General features: G+C 55.8%; 14 protein-coding genes and 4 pseudogenes. 8 read left to right on the top strand and 10 right to left on the bottom strand.

Features of this window, described 5'->3' with window-relative positions:
• Positions 1-768 precede the first annotated feature (768 nt).
• The 3 genes from H5T67_09450 to H5T67_09440 all read right to left on the bottom strand — a co-directional run bounded on the left by H5T67_09450 (position 769) and on the right by H5T67_09440 (position 7508).
• Positions 769-6213 (bottom strand): VCBS repeat-containing protein, encoded by a 5445-nt coding sequence (locus tag H5T67_09450; GenBank protein ID MBC7245537.1) that lies wholly within the window; start codon positions 6211-6213, stop codon positions 769-771.
• Positions 6214-6592: 379 nt separating this feature from the next.
• Positions 6593-6787, bottom strand: a complete 195-nt coding sequence (locus H5T67_09445) for a hypothetical protein (GenBank protein ID MBC7245536.1) — start codon at positions 6785-6787, stop codon at positions 6593-6595.
• A gap of 415 nt (positions 6788-7202) precedes the next feature.
• Entirely contained in the window at positions 7203-7508 is a 306-nt protein-coding gene (locus tag H5T67_09440; GenBank protein ID MBC7245535.1) for a hypothetical protein, read from the bottom strand.
• A gap of 121 nt (positions 7509-7629) precedes the next feature.
• On the opposite strand from H5T67_09440, the gene H5T67_09435 reads away from it, so the two are divergent.
• The 3 genes and pseudogenes from H5T67_09435 (at position 7630) to H5T67_09425 (ending at position 8232) form a co-directional block, all read left to right on the top strand.
• The gene (locus tag H5T67_09435) at positions 7630-7857 is read left to right on the top strand and encodes a DUF433 domain-containing protein (protein MBC7245534.1); all 228 of its coding nucleotides are present in this window, start codon (positions 7630-7632) and stop codon (positions 7855-7857) included.
• A gap of 3 nt (positions 7858-7860) precedes the next feature.
• A pseudogene (locus H5T67_09430) lies at positions 7861-8034 on the top strand (DUF5615 family PIN-like protein).
• A pseudogene (locus H5T67_09425) lies at positions 8032-8232 on the top strand (transposase). The pseudogenes H5T67_09430 and H5T67_09425 overlap by 3 nt, the downstream one beginning before the upstream one ends.
• A gap of 49 nt (positions 8233-8281) precedes the next feature.
• Here the strand turns inward: H5T67_09425 and H5T67_09420 are convergent.
• Positions 8282-8854, bottom strand: coding sequence for a pentapeptide repeat-containing protein (locus tag H5T67_09420; protein MBC7245533.1), 573 nt, complete (start codon positions 8852-8854; stop codon positions 8282-8284).
• Positions 8855-9242: 388 nt separating this feature from the next.
• Positions 9243-9542 carry a TraR/DksA C4-type zinc finger protein gene (locus tag H5T67_09415; GenBank protein ID MBC7245532.1) on the bottom strand — a complete coding sequence of 100 codons (300 nt, stop codon included), beginning with the start codon at positions 9540-9542 and terminating at the stop codon, positions 9243-9245.
• Between the two features lie 347 nt (positions 9543-9889).
• On the opposite strand from H5T67_09415, the gene H5T67_09410 reads away from it, so the two are divergent.
• Together H5T67_09410 and H5T67_09405 are read left to right on the top strand one after the other, a co-directional pair.
• A complete protein-coding gene (locus H5T67_09410) occupies positions 9890-12316 on the top strand; it encodes an NACHT domain-containing protein (protein ID MBC7245531.1) in 2427 nt (808 codons plus the stop codon).
• A gap of 41 nt (positions 12317-12357) precedes the next feature.
• Positions 12358-12957: a hypothetical protein gene (locus tag H5T67_09405; GenBank protein ID MBC7245530.1), complete on the top strand. Its 600-nt coding sequence runs from the start codon at positions 12358-12360 to the stop codon at positions 12955-12957.
• Positions 12958-12986: 29 nt separating this feature from the next.
• Here H5T67_09405 and H5T67_09400 read toward each other — a convergent pair.
• A pseudogene (locus H5T67_09400) lies at positions 12987-13130 on the bottom strand (hypothetical protein).
• A 1015-nt stretch (positions 13131-14145) separates the two neighbouring features.
• Here H5T67_09400 and H5T67_09395 point away from each other — a divergent pair.
• From H5T67_09395 to H5T67_09385, 3 genes are all read left to right on the top strand, one after another.
• Complete coding sequence (locus H5T67_09395) at positions 14146-15402, top strand: magnesium transporter (protein MBC7245529.1); 1257 nt, start codon at positions 14146-14148, stop codon at positions 15400-15402.
• Between the two features lie 32 nt (positions 15403-15434).
• Positions 15435-16688 carry an Nramp family divalent metal transporter gene (locus H5T67_09390; GenBank protein MBC7245528.1) on the top strand — a complete coding sequence of 418 codons (1254 nt, stop codon included), beginning with the start codon at positions 15435-15437 and terminating at the stop codon, positions 16686-16688.
• 691 nt (positions 16689-17379) lie between these two features.
• Positions 17380-19668: a PD40 domain-containing protein gene (locus tag H5T67_09385; protein ID MBC7245527.1), complete on the top strand. Its 2289-nt coding sequence runs from the start codon at positions 17380-17382 to the stop codon at positions 19666-19668.
• Between the two features lie 165 nt (positions 19669-19833).
• On the opposite strand, the pseudogene H5T67_09380 reads toward H5T67_09385, so the two are convergent.
• From H5T67_09380 to H5T67_09365, 4 genes and pseudogenes are all read right to left on the bottom strand, one after another.
• A pseudogene (locus H5T67_09380) lies at positions 19834-20838 on the bottom strand (IS110 family transposase).
• Positions 20839-21072: 234 nt separating this feature from the next.
• A complete protein-coding gene (locus tag H5T67_09375; GenBank protein MBC7245526.1) occupies positions 21073-21429 on the bottom strand; it encodes a DUF3795 domain-containing protein in 357 nt (118 codons plus the stop codon).
• Between the two features lie 904 nt (positions 21430-22333).
• Positions 22334-23506, bottom strand: a complete 1173-nt coding sequence (locus H5T67_09370; GenBank protein ID MBC7245525.1) for an MFS transporter — start codon at positions 23504-23506, stop codon at positions 22334-22336.
• Positions 23507-23518: 12 nt separating this feature from the next.
• The gene (locus H5T67_09365) at positions 23519-24178 is read right to left on the bottom strand and encodes a hypothetical protein (protein MBC7245524.1); all 660 of its coding nucleotides are present in this window, start codon (positions 24176-24178) and stop codon (positions 23519-23521) included.
• Between the last annotated feature and the right edge of the window lie 2 nt (positions 24179-24180).

The raw sequence follows: 24180 nt of genomic DNA, 5'->3' as shown, positions 1-24180 counted from the left end.
CAATGTAGAGCAGACTGCTGAGTCTCGGCCGTCAATCAATTATGAAGTGCAGGACATTCGTTCATTCGCAGACATGTTTGTTGATGGCCCCGCACCAGAAGAGGCGGCTAGAAAAGCCGCCCTACACTACACGCTACCCCCTCTCCTGCAGCAGGAGAGGGGGCCGGGGGTGAGGTCCTTGCTCCAGGCGGACCACAGTCCGCTGTCATCTCTGGCGTGGGTTCGTAGTGAGCGCTTCAGCGCTCATGGATGCCAGGGATTGAAATCCCTGGCTAAAAAGGAAAAGCCCCTAAAAAGGGCTTTTCACATTCTGCCGGGGAATTCACGCCCCGGCCATGCTCCAGGTGCACTGAGGTGCGCACTACGAACCTGTACTGAAGGGGCTTCTCATCTTCAGCTGGGGAATTCACGCCCCGGCCATGCTCCTGGCGCACAACAGTCCGCTGTCATCTCTGGCGTGGGTTCGTAGTGAGCGCTTCAGCGCTCATGGACGCCAGGGATTGAAATCCTTGCCTAAAAAGGAAAAGCCCCTAAAAAGGGCTTTTCACATTCAGCTGGGGAATTCACGCCCCGGCCATGCTCCAGGCGCACTGAAGTGCGCACTACGAACCTGCTGACAACAGTCCGCCGTCATCCCTGGTGCGGGTTCGTAGTGAGCGCTTCAGCGCTCATGGGTGCCAGGGATTGCAATCCCTGGCTAAAAATGAAAAGCCCCTTTCAGGGGCTTTTCGCATTCAGCCAGGGAATTTATTCCCCGGCCACACTCGCCTATTGTTTCAGCACTGCCGGCAGATACAACTTCCGCGCTGGCGGGATACCAGTCTCCTCGCCCAGAATGGCGAACACCGAAAACTGATTCACCCCCGTGACGCTGACCATGTTGAAATCCGGGTCTACCGCGCCGCCAATGGGCACCCACAATTGCGTCGCCTCGTTCCAGCGGTAGATGCGCAGCGTCTCCTCCCGCACACCTGCCAGGTGCTCCTCATGGTAACGCATGTGGATGGTGGCTGGGACGTTCGGCACATACTGCCCGGTCGAGACCTGTACCTCATAGGCGCCACCCACCTGCCGCAGATTGCCCTGCCTATCTCTGCCCGTCGTCGTCTGCTGGATGCTCACCACGGGCTCGCCGTTCAGGCAACCGACTGGCAGCACCAGCCGGAAATTGTCATCCGCTGAGGACAGGATGGTAATGTCACCCACAGGCACAGGTTCCAACTTGAACGGCACCGTTTGGTACACGCTCTGCGCGGATAGATTGGTCGCCACGATCTGCACATAGCCTTGCGTGCCCAGCGCCGGATTCAATATAGCATTGCCACTGTACCAGCCCGTACCTGCATTGTAGCTCATGGGGACAATAATGGCATCTTCTGCTCCCGCCTGCCATACACTAACGGTGGGATTGCCCGCCAGCGCCACCGAGGGCTTGACCTCTACGCGCATGCTCTGCACACTGAGCGGCACAATGCGCGTCTCCAGCGTGAACGGATCTGGCATCAGGGTCATTCCCTGCATCATCATTGCTTGCGCTGGAACACAGTCCACGGTCATGGAACCGGATGCACCGTCCTTGCTGGCGCGCACCGTTTCCCCATCGTGTGCACCATAGACCACAATCTGACCAGAGGCATTGGTCTTGCCCTGTTCCAAGTCTGGACCAAGACGGTCAATCCATACATCCGCCCCTTCTACCGGCGCTCCACTGCTAGGGTAGCTGACAATAACCGTAAAAGGAGCACAAACATCCGTATCGAAATTCGTCACATACACTTGCTGCCAATCTTCCACCGCGATAGCGTTGGGCCCAGGGATGATAGCACCGCGCTCCACTGGCGAGCGCAATGTCCAGCGCGTGGGTGAACTGCTGTCGGCAAAGCGGCGCAAGACCGTCTCCCAGGTGGATTCGCCCGTCTTGTAATCGTGATAGGTCTGTGTGCGGTGTCTATGGTTGGGGTCAAAGTCGGAGCAGAGCTCAGTAGACGTGTACTGGTAGTACATGATGCTGGAGCGGCGATCTTGCGGTGTCGTGTTAAAATTCGTCGCACAGTAAGCATCGCTGGTTTTATTGCCATTGCGATCTAGGTATTCGTCCCACAGCCCCAATCCATAGTGTCCGAATTCATGGATGAAGGTGCGGAAGCCATTGCTGAACACCCAATCGCCAGTGTTAGAAGTATTGCCATTGAAATGGCGGCCCATGTAAATATGCGCGTCTGTGCCACCGGTGATGCCCCACACATCCGCACATGGCCAGACTTGATTGGAGGCGTGGATACGCATATCGGCATCTGCCCAGCGCGAACGGTTGTCGCGAACCTCGATCACCTCCCAGAAGAACTGCCCATCGCCCACATCGTAGAGATACGCTGAGGCATTCTCCAATCCCTGGCGCAAATCTGTAAGGTACGTGCTGCTGGCATCCCACTCTACCGAAACCACCATGTGCATACCCACCAGTGGCTGATTCTTGCGCACGGTCAGCACCTGCTCGACGTTGATGTTGCTCACTTCAAACAGTTGCGGCGTGCCATCGGCAGCAATGCTCACGTTGGTCTGGTAAATGCGCCAGGCCCAGTCACTCGTGCCATCCAGGTCGTGGTAGTCCTTGGAACTGGGCTTTTCGTACACCTTGTACAGGGCTGCCAATTGATCATCAATCAGCACATCGGGCACCATAATCGTGCCACCTGCACCAGTCGCACCCACATAGTTGCCATTGTGATAGACCTTCGCTCCGTTCTTGTTCGCCGCGCTCTCATCCTGCACACGCACCGTTACATCCTTGCCCACGGTCGTGGACGTGTCGGCAGCCGCGGGATAGCTCTCCAAGTTGCCCGCCGCATCGCGTGCACGGCAGCGGAAATAATAGGTATGTCCGCGCGTGCCATTGAACGTAGCCGATGTAGAAGTCGTTGCCATGCGCCAATCCGTCCATGCCCCGCTGCCATCCTTGTACTGCACGTCATAGCTGGCGATCGGCGCGCCGCTCCCGGCATTACCTGTCCAGCTCACCGTGAACGAGGCATGGCCCTGGTTCGCTGCTAGCGCGTTCACCGCAGAACTCGGCGCTGTCGTGTCAATGTAGAATGGCCCATAGTGCTTTGCGCCTGTGCCCCCGTTTCTGGCGCGGTCCACCGCCCGCACGTGGAAATACCAGTCGTTGTCATCCGCCAGCGGGCTGCTGGTGGTGCTTGTCCCCAGCGTCTCTGTAACGGCATCGGGCACTGTGCTTGACGAATGATCCCACACGTAGGAGTAGCCGCCCAAGCCACTGAGGGCATCGGAAGCACCCGACCACTGGCAAGCGACCTGGTTCTGATTAGACCAGGTGCTGGGACTGTGCGTCGTGCTAGAAACGCTTGTGGGGTTCTGCGGAGGCGTCGTGTCAATATAGAACGGCCCCAAATGCACGGCGCCCGTCGCCCAGTTGCCTGCCAGGTCACGTGTGCGCAGGTGGAAGTAGTGAGTGCTCCCATCAGCCAGGGCTGAAGAAGTGGTGCTGGTAATGTAGGTATCCACCGTTGTATCCGGTAGAGTAGTACTGGAAGTATCCCAGACAAAGGAATAGCCGCTGACGCCACTGGAAGCATCGCTAGCCCCTGACCATTGCACCTGCACGGTATTATCGTTGTTCCACTGGCTAACGACATGGCTGGGGCTGGTCAAGGACGTGGGGTTGTTCGGTGGCGTGGTGTCAATGGAAACCCCATAGACAGTGCTGTAGCCGGTGTTGCCCGCCATATCCTGGATGCTGAACTTGATCTTGTTGCGTTGTGTGGTCAGCGAATCCTGATTGAAGGGCACACTGGCGGCAGTGATGGTCTGCTCGGCAGTCGTACCGTCCGATCCGGTGCAAGAGGCTACTTGCCAGGCGCTCCAGTTAGCCCCACCATCCTTAGAATAGGCATAGCGCGCCGTGTCCACCTTCAAGCCCGAACCGGCATCCGAGACCTTGACGCTGCACGTTGGCTGCTGCGTGGTCTGCCAGTTCGTGGGTTGGAAATCGCGCCAGCCGCTGGGCGGCGCGGATTCGGCTGCGGTATAGACCTGCACGCCACTGCCGTCGGAATGCCCGACGATAATGTCCAACGCTCCGTCGTGGTCCACATGCCCCCATACGGCGCCGCTATAGGAACCCGAGGTAGGCAAGCTGGTCATACAGGGCGACCAGGAGCGACCGCCATCGCCCGCCCACACCTTCACACCCTCGGTCCTGTGTGCAGCCAGGATGTCCAGATGGCCATCGTTGTTGAAATCACCCAAGTCCACATGCCAGTATTGGGAAGCGGCCTTGGTGTCAGGCGAAGGCAAGGCGGTCCAAGAGCTACCGCCATTGCCTGCCCAGAGCAACAAGCCATGAGTGTTCGTGCCCGCCAGGATGTCCAGCCAGCCGTCGTGGTTGATATCGCCCACAGCCAAGCCATAGACGTTGCCACTCGCCATTGGCTGCGGCCAAGGCGTCCAGCCCGTGCCACCGTTGCCCCGCCAGACATAGACGCCATTGCTTGCGGAACCGGCCAAGACATCCAGTTTCCCATCGTGGTTCACATCGCCCACTGCCACGCTGTGGAACGAGCCACTGCTTACCGGCGCTGGAAATGGACTCCAGCCGCTAAAGCTCAGGCTCTTGTAGGCACGGACGCCAGACCTGTCGCTGGCTGCCACTAGGTCTAGCAAGCCATCGTTGTCAATATCGCCCATCGCCACATCGCGGTATTCACCGCTGCTGGGCAAGCCGCTAAAGGAAGGATCCCACAACGAGTAGATCCAAGCGCGCAGTCCAACGGTGATGGCGCCAGTAACCAAATCGGGATAGCCATCCCGGCTGAAATCGCCGATGGCCACATCCAAGTAACCGCCTGTCTTGGGTGGATTGTAGTAGGCCATGTCGTACCAGTGGTTGCCGCCGTCGCCGCGCCAAATCCAAACACCTTGGGTGCGGCTGGCGGCAGCGATGTCCAGATTGCCGTCGTTGTTCACATCGCCCACCGCCACGCCATACCAATCTCCACTGCTTGTGGGCCAGGGAGCTTTGATCCAGGAACACAACTCTTCAGCCTCGCCCGTGTCCGCCCAACATTGCACTCCTCCACCACCGGCGTTGCTGCCTGCTAAATCGAGTTTCCCGTCGTTGTTCATATCGCCTAATGCCAGATCGAAGTATTTGCCGCTCCCTGTGGGGAAGGGGAAAGCCGACCAGGAGCCAGCACCATTGCCGCGCCAGGCTTGAATGCCCGCGTTCTCCCAAGAACTGGCCACCAGGTCTAAATTGCCATCGTTGTTCAGGTCGCCGAACTGTATGCCCGCGGAGTCAAGCCTAGAGAAGCCCACCATCGCCGGCGTCCAGTTGCCCAAGCCATCTCCCGTCCAGACTTTGATACTGCTCTGAGAGGCAGCCCCGATGTCCAGCTTCCCATCGTGGTTGATGTCGCCAAAGGCAACGCCCCGCGTGTAACCGATGGACGAGAGTCCAGTCAGCGCCGAGGTCCAACCGGTACCACTCGTGTTGCGCCAGACATGCACGCCGCCATTGGGGTCATACCATCCGGCCACAATATCGGGCCAGCCGTCATTGTTCAAGTCGCCGGCATCCACACCCCAGTAAGTAAGCTGGCGAGTCGGCACAGGCCCCAGCCCCCACTCCCGCCCACCCCCCGACGAATAATAGACCAGGACGCCGCCGTTATTGCCATGGGTAGCCACAATATCCAGGTCGCCATCGCGGTCAAAATCGGCCAGAGCGACATCGTAATAGCGGCCGCTGGTCGGTAAGCCAGTGCTGCAGGAGGTCCACGTCTTGGCGCCGTCACCCCACCAGGCTTTGACGCCTGAGTCCTCGGTTGCAGCGACTAGGTCAAGATTGCCATCGTGGTTGAGGTCGCCCAAGGCCAGACCGTGGTACTTGCCTTTAGTGGGCAAGTTGCCTGAGTTATCTTCCCACGACCCAGCGCCATTGCCAAACCAGACGCGCAGCCCCATTTCTTCAGCCAGCCCGCTGATAATGTCCAGCTTGCCATCGTGGTTGATGTCGCCAAAGGCAATACCATGGTATGGGTTCGTGGTGGGCAGGCCAATGGAAGCCAGCGTCCACTTGACTTCGTTTTCAGCCCGTATGGTTGTTTGCCGTGTCGGCGGCGGGAAGAGCCAGGAGAGGAAGACGACGAGAGAGAGGAACACACGCAGGACTCGCAAAGTTTGCTTTTTCATTTTACGCCTCCTTCCGTGAGATGCGGAACAAAGGGGAACAGACAAGCAACGCATCACCCGGGTAGATGAACGCAGATGCAAAGGAGCAAAAAAGGTGCAGTTCTGGACGACCAGAACCCATTAGCAAAGAGAGGCAACGAGTCCTGCCGGGTATTCTACGCAAAATAATAACGCATTGTCCGCCAAAAAGTCAAATTGTCTGGGATGTATTGATTCGTTCCCCTTGCACCATGCCCTCAACGAATGGCTATGCCAAAACGAATTCGTTTATTCGTTCCCCATTCGTTGACGGCCATCGTCACACTGCTTCAGGCGGACAACAGTCCGCCGCCTCCTGGCGGGTTTGTAGTGAGCGCTTCAGCGCTTGGATTGCCTCACCTCAGGCCCCCTCTCCTACGCTGTAGGAGAAGGGCTTTTTGCGTGGACTGTTGTCCACGCCGAGCAGGTGCCAGGGATTGCAATCCCCAGCCATGCTGGCTGAGCGTGGGAGCCCAGCCTGCTGCTCTGCGGTGATTCGTTTATTCGTTCCTCCATTCGTTGATGGCCATCGCTCCACCTGCTCCCGGCGGACCACAGTCCGCCGCCTCCTGGCGGGTTTGTAGTGAGCGCTTCAGCGCTCGGATTGCCTCACCTCCTGGCCCCTCTCCTACGCTGTAGGAGAGGGGCTTTTTGCGTGGGCTGTTGTCCACGTGGAGCAGATGCCAGGGATTGCAATCCCCGGCCATGCAGGCTGGGCGTGGGAGCCCAGCCTGCTGTGCCTTTGCAGGGGCGGCTCCTCCTGGGTGAGTTTGTAGTGAGCGTTTCAGCGCTCATGGGCGCCAGGTATTGAAATCCCTGGCTAAAAAGGGAAAAGCCCCTTTCAGGGGCTTTTCACATTCAGCTGGGGAATTCACGCCCCGGCCACGCTCCAGGCGCACTGAAGTGCGCACTACGAACCTGCTGCCCCTTTCAAGGGCTTCTCACATTCAGCTGGGGAATTCACGCCCTGGCTATGCTAGCTGGGCATGGGAGCCCAACCTGCTGCGCTGCAGTGATTCGTTCTCCCATCCGTTGATGGCCATCACTTCAACTGCTCCAGGCGGACAAAAGTCCGCCGTCTTTTGGCGTGGACTGTTACAGGGGAAAGCCATCAACGAATAGGAAAAACGAATCATCGAATGACGCTGCGGTGATTCGTTTATTCGTTCCCCGGCTATGCTCATCACCAACGAGATTGCTTCGGGTGCAGGGCGCTCTCGCCATGACGTTACATCAGTTCTCACGCCCAGCAAGGTTTGACGTCTTGGCCTTTTCATGGTACACTGCAGCGTAGCGACCACCTTGCCCTACAATGTAGCAAGAGGCTACTTCGAAGCATATATTACAGGTTGCATCATCTTGTTTCTTCTATGTAGATTGCTTGTTGTGGAGTGCAGCATGAACTGGCGTGATCATATTATAACAGATCCTGCCATCTGTCATGGCAAAGCCTGTATCAAAGGCACGCGCATTTTGGTATCCGTGATCTTGGATAACCTGGCAGCAGGATTGACGATTGAAGATATCTTGCACAGCTACCCCACTCTCACGCGAGAGGCTATCCAAGCAGCTATCGCTTATGCTGCCGAGGTAGTTGCTGAGCGCATCATGCCCTTACCTGCCTAAGACATGGAACCACTCCTGCGTTTTAAGGTAGATGAGAACTTGCCTATTGAAGTAGCAGAGCATTTGCGTCAGGCCGGGCATGAAGCAGCAACTGTGCCAGAAGAACAAATGGGTGGTGCATCAGATGATGTCATCGCTGCAGTGTGCCGGCGTGAGAAACGCACCTTGATCACGCTGGTAGATCATGAACGGATCGCCAGGGCTGAGTTGGTCGCGACGGCCCGGTTGGACGGCTTGTATGGTCAGCGTTGGAAGGCGGAAACGGTGAACTCCGTCATCAAGCGCAAGTTTGGCGATGCCATCCGCTCGCGCCTGGTGGTTCTCCAGAACCGCGAGCCGGCTGTCAAGGGGTGGGTCTACAATCTCCATCGCTAGTTTTGTCAACAGACCTATCTATCTTTGCAACTGAGCAAGTTATGTTTTATTAATTGTCCAGAGGACTAACTGTGCCATCAGGCAATATCGTTTGATCCAATATGGCTTTATCTAAAGCGTCTTTTGACACCCGGGCTCCCAGCAAGTTAGCTCTCCGCAGATTCGTCATAGTTAGGTTTGCCTCCTCTAGATCAGCTCCTTGAAGCTTTGCGTCTTGCAAATCGGCACCCTCCAGGTTAGCTCCTCTCAGAATGGCACCCCGTAAATCTGCACGAGCTAAATATGTATAGCAAAGTTGCGCCCGCCTTAGGACAGCACCACACATTTCTACCCCTGGCAATTGGAGACCACTTAAGACTGCCTCAGAAAGATTAATACCATTAAAGGAAGGTTTATGGTCAAGCTGTTCATATTTGCGGAGCAATTCAATATGTTGCCTCTTTTCTGTGTCCGCTTGCTCTCGCATTCGTAGTTCAGCTGCATGTTCACACTTGGTCATCTCCAATTGTGTCTCCAGGTGTTTTTCCCGCAATGCCATCCAATGGTTTAATACTGATGTTGCGATACTGGTCACGAGAGAAATAACCCCACCAATTATCATTCCGATGTGTTCTGGACTCATGGACCCTCCTATTCTTTCCTAAGTGCATATTGAATTCCGGACGTTTCCTCTTTGCCCCGGGCTCACTCGCTAAATTCTACATTGAGAGTTGTTTGCAGGAAAATTCGAAGAACAGGTCCAGTGGCGACCGTGCTTCTTGGGAAGTCTAAAGAGGGATGGTCATGCAAAGAAAGTTCGGTAGAGGATGACGAGAGCGGCGCTCATGATTAGGAGTAGAAACAGAAGCCCTCCCCAGCCGGCGCTGTTGGACTGTTCTCCGGTATTAACGGGAATCACGATAATCTGATTTGTTGAGAGGCGCCACCAAAGAGACAGAGCATAGAGACTTTCTATTACTATGACTACCAAAGCCAGCAGAAACCAAACCTGATCTATGGTTTCACCTCCATTATCCGTAGCGTGCACTACACTTATAGCATAAAGTCGTCTCTGGGATTGCTTCTAGTCTCGCAGGATCAATAGGAACGCCGCAACGTTCGCAAATCCCGTAGTTGCCACACATCAGGCGTCTCAATGCACGTTCTATCTCAGACAGTTTTCTTTTCCTCCTTTGAAGATCCCTTAGATCATCCTCAACATGACCAAACCGGCGGCTCATCTCCTCATACTGATGAATCCGCTTTTGTAGATCTTCATGTTGCTGTTCCAGAGACAGCTGAAGCTTAGATAAACGATGGTTGGCGTACATTGGGCACCTCCTTAAAGATCTCTGTTCCTGTCCAGTTCTTGACATGCTATCTCAAACCGAACCCCTTAAAGTCAAGGCAATTGTTCCAGAATCTATTTCCGCAAATAGGATATATGATTTTCCATCCTAACGCGTCCTGTCCTCGTTATCAAGATAATCCAATGAAGATTCCTCTCTCGTACTATAATGTTATACTAAAAGTCCAATTAATGTCCTGCGTTTGTCTAAACTTTTCCGAAACCCATTGATTACTAAAAGGTTTTATGGTATGATATAAATGCGATGGGCAAAGTTTACAGATCCAGCTCGGGCAGCGAAATGCATCGTTTCTCAAGTAGGAGGGGAGGATGAGGGAAGAATTTGTCAAGTGGGTAAGCAGCGCAGCGTCATTGTTACGCAAACGGGATATCCGAGGCTTAGGTAAAAGCGCCCTGGTAAGTGAGCTGCCATCCCTTTTGCGAAGGCATTTACCTCAACCCGTAGAGTATTATTCAACCGTTCTCGTTGGGGATGTTATGAAAGAAGTTTTAAGGAACGCTATAGAAAGCATGCGGCCGTCTAATACAGAGAGGGATACGCCTCTTTGGCGCAGCTATACATTCCTCAAAGAATACATTTGGGAAGGGAAAGAATGGGGTATCGTCGCAAGCGATCTAGCCGTGGCCCGGTCAACATTCTACAGCATACGAAAAGAGGCCCTGGAGGCGATGGCGCTTTTGTTATGGCGGTCAGAGGAGGAGGCTAAGATGGCGGTAAAAGTCAAACACAACCTGCAGCACCAAGTACACATTCACGAATTTGTGCCAAGGCAGGATAATACAGGGAGAGACTATGTAATGGACGTCTTCATCCCCGAACTCCGTGATGGGAAGGCTTGGTTGATATCTGTTGAGGGTGAAGCAGGTGTAGGTAAGTCAACTCTCATTTATAAAGTAGCCGAAGAAGTAGAGAAAAAACGGGACGAGCATCGGCTTCAATTCGAAGCAGTCATCTGGCTCTCCCATCGTTCGGACCCCCGAATAACGCGACAGTTGTTAGGGATGCCTCCCGATCTCGAAAATGTCTGGAAAACAGACCTAAACCTGATTGGCACTACACTTGGAAAGAGAGAAATACTACAAATTCCATCTAACGAGGAAAAACAACTTTTTCTAGAACAAGTGCTGAAAGACTGCGTGTGCCTGTTTATCTTTGATAATATGGATTCGGAATATCTCCCCGACGGTCTTGAAGGCAAGGTCCATGACTTTATCTACAGACTGCCTCGCCAACACAAATCTATAATCACCAAACGCAAACCACCTTGCGTAGGTGAAAAATTAGTAAAAATCGGCCCAATGACAAGAGAGGAAGCAAAAAATTACATAAGAATGGAAATCGAGGCATTGGGAGTAAGACCACCGCTTGCAGAGATGGAGCTGGAGAAACTGTTAGAACACCCATATGCTAATTATCCTTTGGTTATGAGTGTGTTTTTGGGAAGTGTGCGAACATACCCGACTTTCGATGAGGCTCTAGAGCATCTTTCCTCCGCAGAGAACATAAGAAAGGTGATTGAGTTCTATTATCTGAGGGCCTATCAACGGTTACCATCCTCTGCCAAGAATGTATTGGTTGTGCTGCCCCTATTCAGGGATATGCCTTCGTCCGAAGACCTCCAAGTAGCTAGTGGGATTTCAAGCGCAGGGATATACGATGCTATAGGGAAGCTATGCCACGCCCATATGATAGAGCGGGTAGAAAGACCAGAGTATGCCGGGTATGATGCGGTACCTCTAGTACGCGGATTTATCGCTGAATCAATTTGGAAAGACCCACAAGTTGCTGATTTCTGCGACAAAGCGTGCGAGCGTTTGACTGATTACTACCTCGAGGCCTTGGACGTTAGAAAGGATCGTTTAGATAGTACGTTATTGTTCCTCAGACGAGAAAAGGGCAATGTTATAAAGATAATGGAGTGGTGTTATGACCTAGAGAAATGGGAAGAGGTGCAGAAGTTTGTAGAGCTGATGGGGATCCCGCTTGGTGTCCTCCGATATCTTGACGAGAAGATACTCTGGGGAAGACGGGCCATGAAGGCTTCGGAAAGGCTCGGGCAACTGGACCGTCAAGGATGGTTTGCGGTTCGAGACGTGGCCTGGTCTTATATCAATATGGGCACGAACGAATCGCGATCCAAGGCCAAAGAACTTCTAGAAGAGATTTTGGAACAAGCTAGAAACAACAGGTGGGAGCACGTGCTGGCGCTCACTTTGCGGGATATGGCTGAATTAACGATGGACGAGGGAGAATACGAAAAAGCTCAAGAGATGCTTAAGGAGAGTTTGGATATTTGGGAGAGTTTAGAACAACCCCAAGCTGAATACTGGAAAACCATATCTTTGCGTTCACGTGCCAAACTTTGGCTGATGCAAGGCCTATTGGAAGAAGCAGCAGAACAATATCATCAGCTTTTAAATGCGTTCGTGGATAGTGGCGATTTGAGCATACTAATAGGAACGCATAGCTCTCTGGCCTTAATTGAGATTATGCAAGGGAAATGCGAGGAAGCAAGAAGGAGGTCTGATCTGAGTATCGAATGGGCACAGGCTATCTGCTACCCTGCTAGTGCTATGGCCTTTGCTCTAAGTGTACGTGCACAAATCGAAAGGAAATGCGGAAACGAGGCGGAAGCCAAAAAACGCGCTGATGAGGCCAGGAAAATCTACGAAGATCTCGGCATGGAATACCATGCCAATATTCTGGAAGAAGAATTCAAACTGTCCGATCGCTGATTTCTTGGAATTAAAAGGGCTTAATTGCTCAGTTGCAAACATTGGGTAATCGTGGTTACATACCGAGTATAGACACAAGAGAGAGCCGCTACGTAACCGTTGCCCGAATAGCCTACCACCTGGCCCAAGAGGTCTTGCCACGCTACTCCCATCCCAAGAGCCCTCACCGCTACACTCTGCCCCCATTGGCTGCTTGTGTACTGCTGACGTTCTATCTCAGGCTCAGCTACCGGGACATGGAAGAATGGCTGTTGGCCACGGACAAAGTCGGCGACGTGCTGGAGTTGAAGCGTGTGCCGGACCCCAGCACCCTGTCGCGCGCCTCCAAGCGTCTGCTGGGCATGAAAGTGCTGGACCAGATGCGGCGCAAGTTGCTGGATGAGGCAGGGATTGAAGAAGAAGCGATCGCCTCTGATAGCACAGGATATGCCACCACCCAGGCGAGCGCCTATTACCGCAGTCGGACGGGCCGTACGATGCGGGAATTCAGAAAGGGGCCTACGCGGTGGGCACGCGCAGGTTTGGCGATGCCATCCGCTCGCGCCTGGTGGTTCTCCAGAACCGCGAGCCGGCTGTCAAGGGATTGGTCTACAATCTCCATCGCTAGTTTTGTCAACAGACCTATCTATCTTTGCAACTGAGCAAAATCGAGAATTGATGATAATACTATAAGGTCCATCTGGTCGAGCACCTGCTCAGACATCTCGCGCGGGCTGATGGTACCAGTATATTCCAGCAGACGGTCGCTGAGAGTGCTCTTGCCGTGGTCGATGTGGGCGATGATACAGAAATTGCGGATGTAACTTTGATCCATCTTCACTCGTGCCGGGGCGCAAGTGTTCTGGCCCCGGTTAAGCATAGTATACCGTATTTGGCGCAAAAGGGGGAAAGAGGAATCTCTCCACTCCCCATATAATGGGAGGAAGGCCTTCCTGAATGTAGAGCGTTGATTAATGCAGCGTGAACCTGCGAAAGTGTTTGCAATCCCCCCGTTTTTCTGATAGAATGTGTATAGAGTTGGGTCGCATAGGCTGTCGAGAAGGGTGGCAGGTTTGCGTTTTTCTCATGTCATCTCTGGCGTGGGTTCGTAGTGAGCGCTTCAGCGCTCATACGCGCCAGGGATTGAAATCCTTGCCTAAAAGGGAAAAGCCCCTAAAAAGGGCTTTTCACATTCAGCTGGGGAATTCACGCCCCGGCCACGCTCCATGCGCACTGAAGTGCGCACTACGAACCTGCTGCACTGAAGTGCGCACTACGAACCTGCTACAGGCGCACTGAAGTGCGCACTACGAACCTGCTGCACTGAAGTGCGCACTACGAACCTGCTACAGGCGCACTGAAGTGCGCACTACGAACCTGCTGCCCCTTGCAGGGGCGGCTCCCAGCCTCCCGCAAATCTTGACAGTTTTGAATATCGGCGCTATAATAGGATAAATGACCGGCGCGCATCTTTGACTGCTGCGACGTTGGTCGGCTTATCTTTCTGTGTTGGGAAAGAGCCTCGAGGTGAGGTCACCTCCGAAGGCTGAAGATGGGAACTTGATCGCTTTGAGAACGTCTTTGAGTAGAGACAGAACCAAGAGCAAGGATGGACACAGACAGTAGTAGCAGTCACATACATACTGGTTCCGACGACCTTGCAAGTTACCAGACAAACATTCCGCCCTGAGCGATAAAACGGCGCATCGGAAATAACTAAGCCCGGTTTGCGCGCGAAGCGGGCTTTTACACCGAGTCGCAGTTTTTTCGCTGCGACTTTTTTGTGCCCGGGAGATATGGTAACCTGCGTGGTCGAAGGAACCGCCAATCCAAGAACTGGAGGAGTTACAATGACCACGTATTTGAGCCAAATCCTGGGCAAGCCAGTCTGGAATGCGCGTGGTGAACGTCTGGGACGTTGCGCTGATGTGCTGGTAGCGGGAGCAGAGACCCCTTTTCCATTCGTGCGCGCCCTTGCCCTGCGCAATGGACAAGAGCCGCGTCTCATCCCGGCAGAAGCTATCGCTTGGCTGAGCCCCTCCATTATCCTCAATATCGTTGAGCCCCCGGTCTATGAAAAACGCGGGGATGAACTCTGGCTGGCCCGCCAGGTCCTAGATCGCCAGATCGTGGACATCGAGGGACGGCGACTAGTGCGTGTGAACGATTTGCAACTTGCCCGAACCTGTCCCGGCGGCCCCTATTGTCTGGCCGGCGTCGACATTGGCACACGTGGTCTGTTGCGCCGTTTGGGGCTGGAAGCTCCACTCTCCTTGCTGTTCAAATTCCTCCACCGCGAGCCGGCAGAAGCCATCATCCCTTGGAGCGAAGTGGCGCCACTGCAGGCAGACGCCCCCATCCGCCTGCGCATCTCGCACGACAAGATCAGCGAAATGCACCCTGCCGACATCGCGGACATCATCGAAGACCTCGACCGCCCCATGGGTCAGGCTTTGCTGCAAACCCTCGACAACGAAACCATTGCCGATACCATGGAAGAACTCGAGCCCGAACTGCAGGCAAGCATCTTGGGCACGCTGCCCCCAGAGCGTGCCGCCGACGTGCTGGAGGAGATGGGCCCCGATGAAGCAGCGGACGTGTTGGCCGACCTGCGCCCCACCGACCGTGCCAAACTCCTGGATCTCATGGAGGATGAGGACGCCAGCGAGGTGGAAAAACTGCTGGCGTACCCGGAAGAGTCTGCTGGGGGCATCATGACCACGGAGTACGTTACCATCCCCATGAATTTGACGGTGAGCGAAGCGCTGGATTACCTGCGCCACTCGCCTGCCGCACAGGAAGACGAGGCCCTGTATTATATTTATGTACTAAACGAGCAGCACAAGTTACAGGGCGTGATTAGTCTGCGCGAACTTGTCCTAGCGTCACCGGATGAGCCTGTAGCCGAGATCATGGAAACAGATGTGATCAAAGTGGGTCCATTCGAGCCGCAGAGCGAGGTGGCGCGACTGGTCGCCAAGTACAATTTGCTGGCCATCCCAGTCCTGGACGAGCACAATGTCATGCTCGGCATTGTCACCGTGGACGATGCGCTGGATCACGTCCTTCCCACTGCCTGGAAGAAGCGGCTGCCCCGCTTTTTCTAAGGCAACCTCACTAACCTATCTTCCATGCGGAGATGCTGACCATGACGCTGAAACAACGCATGAAGCATATCGCCCAAAGATTGATGCTCTTTCTATCCATCATGGGTCCTGGGCTGATCACGGCCAGTGCAGACAACGACGCCCCTGGCGTGGCCACCTATTCCATGGCTGGCTCGTTCTATGGCTATTCCTTTCTGTGGGTGTTGGTGTGGGTCACTTTCGGAGAGGTCGTAACCCAGGAGATGGCGGCACGCATGGGCGCAGCAACAGGCAAAGGTCTCACCGACCTGGTGCGTGAGCGCTTTGGTGTGAGAATGGCTTTTCTGGTCATGCTGGGGCTGATTCTGGCCAACCTGGGCACGACAGCGGCTCAGTTCGCCGGCATTGCTGCTAGCGGCGAGTTGTTTGGACTGTCGCGCTACATCATCGTGCCCCTGGCGGGGCTGGCCGTGTGGCTGCTGGTACTGCGTGGCTCGTACCAGCATGTCGAGAAAGTGCTGCTTTTCCTCACTCTCTATGCGGTAGCCTACATCCTCTCTGCCTTCCTTGCGCGTCCACCTTTTGGGGAGGTGCTGTACCACACCGTTGTGCCTACCATCCATTTCGAGCCGCATTTCCTACTAGCAGTGCTGGCCACGGTGGGCACGACCATGACCCCGTGGGGTTGCGCCTACATGCAGGCTACCGTCGCCGATAAGGGCGTGACCATGAAGGAATACCCCTTCACGCGCTTGGACGTGGTTTTTGGCGCGGTGATGGGCAATGTCGTCTCTGCCTTCATTATCATTTGCACCGCAGCGACGTTATTTGTACATGGTATTCGCGTGGAGGCTGCGGAACAGGCCGCCATGGCCTTGGAACCATTGGCTGGCACGTGGGCAAAGCAACTTTTCAGCGCTGGATTGTTCGGCGCCTCGCTCTTGGCTGCTTCCGTCTTGCCACTGGCGACCACTTACGCTGTGTGCGAAGCCTTTGGCTGGGAACGCGGCATTGACCGCACCTTGGACGATGCCCCGATGTTCTATGGCTTGTATACCTTCATGATCGTGCTGAGCGTGTTGATCGTGCTCATCCCCGGTTTGCCGCTCTTCCCCCTCATGTGGCTATCGCAGGTAGTCAACGCTGTGCTCCTGCCCGCCGTCATGGTCATGATGTTGCGCCTGGCAAACGACCGCAGCATCATGAAAGCGTGGTGCAACAAGCGCACGACCAACGTCTTTGCCACCGTGCTGGCAGTGTTGATCACCATCGCCACGGGGGTGCTCCTCTGGGATGCGCTGTTCTGATATGTTCGCTCGGCGTGGACAACAGCCCACGCAAAAAGACGGCGGACTGTGGTCCGCCCGGAGCAAGTGGGATTGCAGGGCATGGCCGGGGAATGAATTCCCTGGCTGAAGATGAGAAGCCCCTTCAGTGCAGGTTCGTAGTGCGCACTTCAGTGCGCCTGGAGCGTGGCCGGGGAATGGATTCCCCAGCTGAATGTGAGAAGCCCTTTTTAGGGGCAGGTTCGTAGTGCGCACTTCAGTGCGCCTGGAGCGTGGCCGGGGAATGAATTCCCCGGCTGAAGATAAGAAGCCCCTTCAGTACAGGTTCGTAGTGCGCACTTCAGTGCGCCTGGAGCATGGCCGGGGAATGAATTCCCTGGCTGAAGATGAGAAGCCCCTTCAGTACAGGTTCGTAGTGCGCACTTCAGTGCGCCTGGAGCGTGGCCGGGGAATGGATTCCCCGGCCCCTGGAGCAAGAAACCAGGTTTCTTCCAGAAACCTGGTTTCTTGTTGATTTTTGCTCTGAATTTGACAGATTTTGGTCTATGGCCTATAATATTGGTAAGTGGAACAGTGGGGCATTTGGTGCAAAGAATAGTCAAAACTTATGGCCCAGTGCCACCAAAACAAGAGAAAATTAGGGTCGGCAGACGCGCATAAGCGCATATCGGTGAGGTATGCTTCTATCACTAGCCCATGCCGGAGGAATCAGATGATAGACTTGCACAGAAAACCGGTTTATGTTTTGCTTGTTCTCACCCTGCTTGTAACGATGCTATTGGCCCTGGTGTGCTGCCAGCAAGGAACTCCTACACCCACGCCTACTCCATTGCCTACCGCCACGAATACTCCCATCCCTACTAACACGCCCACTGCTTCCGCAACCCCGGTTGCTATGTTCAGTCATATCGTCTTTGGCACCGAACTCGAGTCTGGCGTGCGAGTGAAGAACCCTGGCACCAGCTTTCCCGCTGGCACCGACACGGTGTACGCACAATGGAGCTATCACAACATGCGCCATGGCTTGCCATGGAAGTACTGCTGGTACTTTGACAATGCGCTGCGCTCCTGTGACTCATTTACCTGGGATGTGTACCTCAACGCTGCCTCTGGCGATGCCTATACAGCCCCCTTCACAGAGCCGACTGGCTTAGCCCCTGGCGTCTATCGGCTGGATCTGTTCATCGAGGAGCGCCCAGTGGCATCGGCGTCTTTCTGGGTTCTGGCACCTACCCCCACACCTACCGCCATCCCAACCGCAACTCCTCCACCTCCGCCGGATATCCAGGCTATCATACGCAGGGCTGCTCTCTCGGTGGTGCGGTTGGAGTTTCCTGCCTTGGGGCAAGGGGGCTCCGCTTCGATCGTGGACGGACAGCAGGGCTTGCTGCTTACCAATTGGCATGTCGTCGCCGACGATAACGGACGTTCGCCCGAAGGCGAATTGGTAGCTGTTTTCTGCACTCTGGACCCGGACGATGAGCCGCGCCTCTCCTACTGGGCTCAGGTGCTGAGGTCTGCTTCTGACCCCGTACTTGACCTGGCTTTCCTGCAGATCGTAACCTATGAGGATGGACAGACTCCTATTCGTGGCTCGTTGAACTTACCGTCCATCCCCCTGGGCAACAGTGAGCAAGTGCGTCGAGGCGATCGCATTATCCTGCTAGGTTACCCGGATTATGCCAAAGACACGCTCTCCTGGACGGAAGGCGGGGTAGTTACATTCGATCGTGATTGGATCAAGACCGATGCGCTGGCCAGTTACGGACACAGCGGGGGCATGGCGATCAATAAGCAGGGCGAGCAGATAGGTGTTATCAGCAAGGTCGAGTTCGTCGGACCAGGGAGAAGGGAGCAACTAACTTTGCTGCGGCCAAGCAACCGGGTCACTGAGCTGTTGCCCAGAGCCAAGATTGCCCCGCGGCCGGTGTGGACGCCCCAGCCGACGCCCGAACCGGGCACGGGCAGGCGCATGGTCGTGCTCGGTGTCGAAAGGCTCAACTTGCGCACTGGCCCAGGGCTGGATTATGCTGTAGTGACGGAGATGCCGCTGGGCAGCGTGCTCGATGTGCTACAGGCTCCGCAATGGGATGGCGCTCGCTTCTGGTACAACGTGCGCATGCTGAGCACAGGGCTGACAGGATGGGCAAGTGAGTTCTTCTTGGCCCCAACCGAGGTCGCCTCTGCGCCGATTCTCTTCGTCTCGGATGAGGCAGGCACTCAGGATATCTACCGCATCAACCCGGATGGCACTGGTCGCATGCGCTTGACCAGTGCGCCAGGAGATGAAGCCGACCCCAGTTGGTCGCCAGATCGCCGCCGCATCGTCTTTGCCTACCGTGGGGTCGGCGACACTGACCTCTACATCATGAACGCGGATGGCAGTGGATGGCAACAGATCACCGACTTCAGGGGAGACGAAGTCCACCCTGTGTGGTCTCCCAATGGCCAGTGGATTGCCTATGTCTCCAATGCCGATGGAGACTGGGAGATTTACCTGCTGGAATTGAGCACGGGGCGGACGCGACAACTCACCTTCAATCAGACTTGGGATAGTTTCCCGTCCTGGTCTCCCGATAGTACGCAACTCGTCTACACTTCGCGCCAGACCGGCAACTATGACCTGTTCCTGCTCGATGTCGCGAGCGGGAGACAAAGCCAACTGACCAACAATCCCTATTCGGATGCCCATGGGACATGGTCACCGCAGGGGAACGAGATCGTGTACACAATGGTTGTCGCGGAGGGAGGCAGTTTGACACGCGGCATTGGCGTGCTGGATGTGCGCGATCCGACTCGTTCACGGCGGGTGACCTTTGGCGAGACGGGTGCTGCGCAGTTTGCCTACCCCGACTGGTCGCCTGATGGGCGGTTCATCATCGTGGTCGTTGGCGATGCACCCAACTTCGAACTTCACGCCGCACCTGCTCGCGGCACGACCATGGTGAAGTTGACCAGTGCTACTTCACAAAGCAGCATCGCGCCAACCTGGTCGCGGTAGGAACAAACCATGCTTGGTGTAGGCCACAGTCCACCGTTCCCCAGGTGCTGGCTGTTGCCTGCGCGGTGTAGGGGCGTGATTCAATCGCGCCCCTTGTTTGACCCTCACCCCTGCCCCCTCTCCGCCTGCGGAGAGCAAACTGTGATGTTTGTCAAATGGACAATGCTACTGAATAGAAGCTGTGGCGGTGGTGTAGCGCCACTTCGTTCGGTTCTTGATCATGGCATTGAGTATGATGAGCAACTTGTGCATACACGCCGTGAGGGCCACTTTGGGCAATTTGCCTGCACTACGCAAACGCTTGTAGAAAGCACGAATGACCGGATTGTATCGTGAAGCAGAGAGTGCCGCCATGTACAACGCCGCTCTGACCGCGGCTCGCCCTCCCCAGACAGTACGCTTGCCGCGCATCTGCCCGCTGTCACGGTTGAGCGGCGCCACTCCCACCAGCATGGCGATCTTCTTGCGGTTCAGGTGCCCAAGTTCTGGCAGTTCGGCCAACAAAGTCATCGACAGAACACGACCTACCCCTGGCGCGCTGCGTAGGGTTTCATCATTCTCCCGCCAGTCAGCATTCTCCTGCACTTTGCTGCCCAGTTCTTCATCCAAGTCCTCCAACTCCCTCTCCAGCCACTGCACATGCGCCAGGATGCGCTCGCGCACCACTCGGCTCGCCTGTTGCCGGCGGTTCTTTTCCGCCGTCAGCATCTCCACTAGTTGTCGACGCCGCGCCAGCAGCGCCGACAGCGCCTGCTGTTCCTCATCCGGCAGCGGCCGTGGCTCGGGTTTCACCGCCTCGGCAAAGTGCGCCAACACTTTGGCATCCAGCTTGTCCGTCTTGGCCAGAATACCCGTCGCTTTGGCAAAGTCGCGCACCTGCCGTGGATTGACCCGCGCTACCCGTAGGCCCTTCTCCAGCAGCATGGCCAAGACATTCGCTTCGTACCCGCCGCTGGCCTCGACGACCACCAGCTCCGGCTGCAACTCCGCCATCCAGCGCCCTAGCTCTTCCCCCGCCACAGCTTCTATTCAGTAGCATTGTCCATTTGACAAACATCACAGTTGCTCTTCGTCGTTACCCAGTGTCTTTAGCTCGCCGTCAGGACGCACCATGATATCCAAGTGCAACCTCGCTACATCGATCCCAACAAAACAACCCTTGCGCTCCATTAGCTCCTCCCTTTTGGTTTGTTCCCAGCCTTGCCGGATACGGGCTCTAACGCCCTGGCAACTGTTCGGGTTAGGCTCTGGTAGGCACGATGACCCTTGCTCTCCGGCGGCCTTTCCGACCAGAGGGGGATCGGTCTATCGTGCCCTCGAACATCCAGATTATACTGGGTTTGCCTCACTAATCGTATCATACAAGGGGTGAGTGTGTAGGGCGGCTTTGCCAGCCGCCAACGATTAGGTCTTGAGCTCTTTCCGGATTGCTTCTAGCGTTGCACGCGCCGGCGTGCCTGGACCAAAAAAGCCGGCCAGTTTCTCACAGGATTCGAACTCGTCGCAGTGAGCGCAATTGGGCAGGCCGCGTTCCATGCCGCAAGCGCGGATGGGACACTGGTAGCACCAGCCACAATGCCGGTCAGTGCTGGCTAGACAGCCGTCGCAAGCGACATAGGCTGCGTCAATGTCCGGTGCGTGGAATTGTTCCCGCCACTGGGCAGCAACGCGCTCCTTGGCCGCCGTGTCGTTGGCCTGCGTCGCCAGGCGTGCCTCGCATGGCCCGCAATCCAACCCACACATTGCAATCATCCGTTCCATCGCTTCATCTCCTTTTCCCCGCTGATTGCCAGGGCGCATTACCTCCTAGAGTCAGGAACCCTGGAAGAACTGCTTACCCTTATAGCACAAGTATTCGATTTCACCAAATGGTTAGGAGAAACCAGGTTTCTCCCAGAAACCTGGTTTCTTGATCGAAACCCACGCCAGGAGCCGGCTGGGCTGTTGCCCAGCTGGAGCAGAGCACGTGGAGAAAAACCTAATCAATCTCTGCGTGCTCAGCGTGCTCTGCGTTGAACCAGGGATGGCGGCGGATGGTTGTCCGCCTGAAGCGTGGGAATCCTGCAGAGGCGGCTCCCATGCCGCCATCTCCATATCACCACAAAGACACAAAGGCACAAAGAATAAATAGGATTACCTTTTGTGTCTTGGTGCCTTTGTGGTAATTTTCTGCACGCCAGGAGATGGTGGACTGTTGTGCGCCTGGAGCAGGGGCAGGTTCGTAGTGCGCACTTCAGTGCGCCTGGAGCATGGCCTGGGAATGAATTTCCCGGCGGAATGTGAGAAGCCCCTTCAGTGCAGGTTCGTAGTGCGCACTTCAGTGCGCCTGGAGCGTGGCCGGGGAATGGATTCCCCAGCTGAATGTGAGAAGCCCTTTTTAGGGGCTTTTCCCTTTTAGGCAAGGATTTCAATCCCTGGCGCGTATGAGCGCTGAAGCGCTCACTACAAACCTACGCCAGAGATGACAGCGGACTGTTGTGCGCCTGGAGCATGGCCGGGGCGTGAATTCCCCAACTGAATGTGAAAAGCCCTTTTTAGGGGCTTTTCCCTTTTAGGCAAGGATTTCAATCCCTGGCGCGTATGAGCGCTGAAGCGCTCACTACAAACCCGCACCAGGGATGGCGGCGGATGGTTGTCCGCCTGGAGCGAGGATTACGCTAAGATTCTACTCCGCGTAAATCCGATACTCTGGCATCACGCGCCAGAAGAACACGAGCGTGGGCGGGAGCAGGAGCATGGCTGCCACGCCATACACCGTGGCATAGCCGCCTATGGCCTGGGCGAGGAGTCCCAGCAGATAAGGGCCAGCCGTCATGCCGATGTCAAAGACGGAGAACACCGTCGCATTGGCCGCTCCGCGCCGCACTGCCGGCACTACATTCACTGCCATGGCTTGCAATGACGGCACCACCGCGCCATAGCCCAGTCCATACCATAGCCCGGCACCGAGAAAGCCCAAGGTTGTTCGCCACAGCGCCAACATGAGGTAGGCGAGAAAGAGCAAGGCTAAGCCACTGGCAACGACCGTGGCTGGCCCGTGCCGGTCGAATACCTGTCCGGCTACAGGGCGCACCAGCACCATGCCCACGGCGTACAATGTGAAGAACAAACCCGCATTCGCCACGTGCAATTCCTCGGCATAGAGCGTGACAAAGGAAACGATGCCACTGTAACCGAGTGCGATGAACAGCGCAGTGAGCGAGAGCCAGCTCACCCTCCTTTCGATGATGGATTGCAGCGAGAAGGAGGCCCGCGGGTTGCGTACAATGGGATGGCGTATCGCCCAGGCCAGCACAAGCGCGGCAGAGGCAACGAATGCCGCCGTCAAGAATAGGCGAGGAAATTGCCTTCCGCTCAAAATGCTGAAAGCCAGCACCGGCCCAATGGCCATGGACAGCGTCTGCGATAGGGTGTAGTAGCCAATCCCTTCGCCGCGCCTTGGCGCAGGCACCAAGTCCGCTGCGACGGTCATCCCAGCGGTCGTAGCGGCGCCAAAGGGAATGCCATGCAATAGGCGGATGAGAACGAGCAGGGGCACGCTAGTCGCCAGATTGTAACTGAGCATAACCAGAGCAAAGAGCAGCAGGAAGAGAAGCTGCACCGGGCGCCGCCCCCAGCGGTCTGCAGCCCAGCCCGTGAGCGGGCGCGCAAGCACCGCCGTGATCCCCAGCGCGCCGGAGAGCAGCCCCACCTGGGCTAGGTTGCCGTGCAGCCTCTGCACCACATAGAGCGGCAAGGTGGGCAAGATGAAATAGAAACTGCCCCACAAAAGCAAAGTCGAGCCGAGCAAGAGGAGGAAATCGCGGCTCCAAAGTTTATCGTGCGGTGTGGTGTGCATAGGCACTCCTTGTTACGTTTTCCGTTTTCCGTTCCCCATGTCCCATATTTCCTCGATCGCTTGGCACACCTGGCGCTGACCGGGAGGATCAAGCGCTTGTGCTAGTTCTTCCAACCAGGCAGTTCCCTCTGCATGGCGCGCCAAGGCGCGGAAGCAGCGCACGACCAGATCGAGAAAACTGGAGAGGAAGGGCATATCACGGGCACGCAGGTAGATGGTATCGCTATGGCGCAGGCGCTTGTAAGCGCTGGCTAGTTCATTCAGCAAGGGCAGGGCGCGCTCGCACTGCCCGCTATCGCACAGCGCACACGCATACCAGTAGAGTTGCAGGTACCAACCGGGTTCCTGGGCATATTTGGCTGCCTGCTGACAGAGGCGCACCTGCTCGAAAGCCTGTGCGCTCAGTTCTTGGTGGCCCTGCATGGCGGCGGCAAGCGCCAGATGCAGCCAATCCTGCGCGTTGGCACTGCCCTTGCATGCTTCCATCAACCAGAAGACGGCGCGCTCGTACTGGTGCTTGTGGTAACAGGCTAGCCCCATCAGACGCTGAGCATCGCGCAAATCCTCGCCTTGCAGGCCGCTCATCGCGGACTGCGTCATCTGAAAGGCTTCCTCATATTGTTGCTGTTCGAACAACGCCCATTGTTTTTCCAATAGAGGGGAACGTGGCATGC

The sequence above is a fragment of the Chloroflexota bacterium genome, from assembly GCA_014360905.1.
Lineage (GTDB): Bacteria > Chloroflexota > Anaerolineae > UBA2200 > UBA2200 > JACIWX01.
The sequence above is the reverse complement of the archived record's forward strand: the minus strand, read 5'-3'. Positions and strand labels throughout refer to the sequence as shown.